The 1,864-nt window shown below is 67.7% G+C and carries 1 protein-coding gene; it reads left to right on the forward strand.

Features of this window, described 5'->3' with window-relative positions; genetic code table 11:
* A partial coding sequence (locus ACFOYX_RS36165) for an IS1634 family transposase (RefSeq protein WP_377534811.1) occupies positions 1 to 1,813 on the forward strand: 1,813 nt, incomplete at its 5' end.
* Positions 1,814 to 1,864: the final 51 nt, after the last annotated feature.

Consider the following 1,864-nt stretch of genomic DNA (forward strand, 5'->3'; position numbering starts at 1 on the left):
AGGTGCGGGCTGGTGGCAAGCACGAAAAGGCCTAGTGACACGTCTTCCTGTGGATAACTTTATTGAGCTGCCGAGATATCGCAGTGCTCATAGTCGGTGTACGGTCTGGCGGGTGTACGTGAAGGCGTCGACGCGCAAGACCCGCGACGGGCAGACGATCCGCTACCTGCAACTGGCCCACAACGAGTGGGATTCGGTCGCCAAGGTGTCCAGGACGAAGGTCCTGTACTCCTTCGGCCGTGAGGATCAGCTCGATGTGTCCGGGGTGAGGCGCCTGGTCGACGCGTTGTCGCGGCTGCTGGATCCAGCTGACGCCCTGGCCGCGGCCGCGCCGGCCGGGCTGTCGTTCGTGGAATCGAGGCCGCTGGGCGGGGCGTGGCTGCTCGACGGGCTGTGGCGGCAGTTGGGCATCGACAAGATCGTCACCGGGTTGGCTGGTGTCCGCCGGCGTGACGTCGACGTCGAACGGGTGCTGTTCGCGCTGGTCGCCAACCGGGCGCTCAAGCCCTCCTCGAAGCTGGCCGCCGCCGAATGGGTCTGCCACGACGTGCACCTGCCAGGCCTGCCGTTCGTCACCGACGACGCCTGCTACCGGGCGATGGACGACCTGATCTCCGTCGAGCCGAAGCTGACCCGAGCGGTCTACGACCAGATCGCCGACCTGCTCAACCTCGAAGTCGACCTGCTGTTCTTCGACACGACCAGCACGTACTTCGAACTCGACGAGGCCGACGAACCGCTGTGGCGCGATGAGCACGGCGAGGTCGTCGACGACGGCGCCCCGACCGCGGTCAAGCAGGCGGGGTTTCGGACCTATGGCAAGAGCAAAGACGGCCGCGACGACCTGCCCCAGGTCGTAGTCGGCATGGCCGTGACCCGAACCGGGATCCCCGTGCGGGTGTGGTGCTGGCCGGGTAACACCAACGACTCGGCGTTGATCCGCCAGGTCAAGACCGAGATGCGCGATTGGAATCTGGCCCGGGTCGTGTGGGTTGCCGACCGCGGCTTCGCCTCCGAGGCCAACCGCCGGTTCCTGCAGCAGGCCGGCGGGCACTACATCCTCGGCGAGAAACTGCGCGCCGGCACCACGGAAGCCGACGCCGCGTTGGCCCGGCAGGGCCGCTACGCCACCGTCACCGACAACCTGCAGGTCAAGGAAGTCAACATCGGCGCCGACGACCGGTTCGTGATCTGCTTCAACCCCGAAGCCGCCGACCGCGACGCCGCCGTGCGGGCCCGCCTGGTCGCCCAGCTCACCGACAAGATCGACGGCTCGGACAAGCTGAGTGTGACCAAACGCGCCGAGCTGCGCGGGGTGATCTCCACCAAGCCCGGCCTCAACCGCTACCTGCGCGTCACACCCGGCGGGCTGCTGCGCGTCGACGCCGCCGCAGTCAAGGCCGAACAACGCCTGGACGGCAAGTACCTGCTGCGCTGCTCAGACCCGAAACTCTCGGCCGAAGACATCGCCCTGGGCTACAAGCAGCTCCTCGAAGTCGAACGCGGCTGGCGCGACATGAAGACCACGCTGGACCTGCGCCCGGTCTATCACCGCCGCGAGGACCGCATCCGCGCCCACATCCTGCTCTGCTGGCTGGGCCTGCTACTGATCCGCGTCGCCGAGACCACCACCGGCCGCACCTGGAACAAGATCCGCGCAGAGGCCGAGCGGCTGCACGTCGGTGTCTTCACCGGCCCCGCGGGCACCTTCTGCCAGCGCACCGAGCTGTCCCAGCCCCACAAGACGATCCTCGCCAGGCTGAAGATCACAGAGCCGCCGCGCATCATCGACGCGACACCCGCAACCGCCTGACCAGCGCCAACACCCCGGCCTAGTGACACGCCATGCCACCGGGCCTACACG

The sequence above is a fragment of the Micromonospora sp. GCM10011541 genome, assembly GCF_042650725.1.
In the GTDB taxonomy this organism is placed as follows: Bacteria; Actinomycetota; Actinomycetes; order Mycobacteriales; family Micromonosporaceae; genus Micromonospora; species Micromonospora sicca.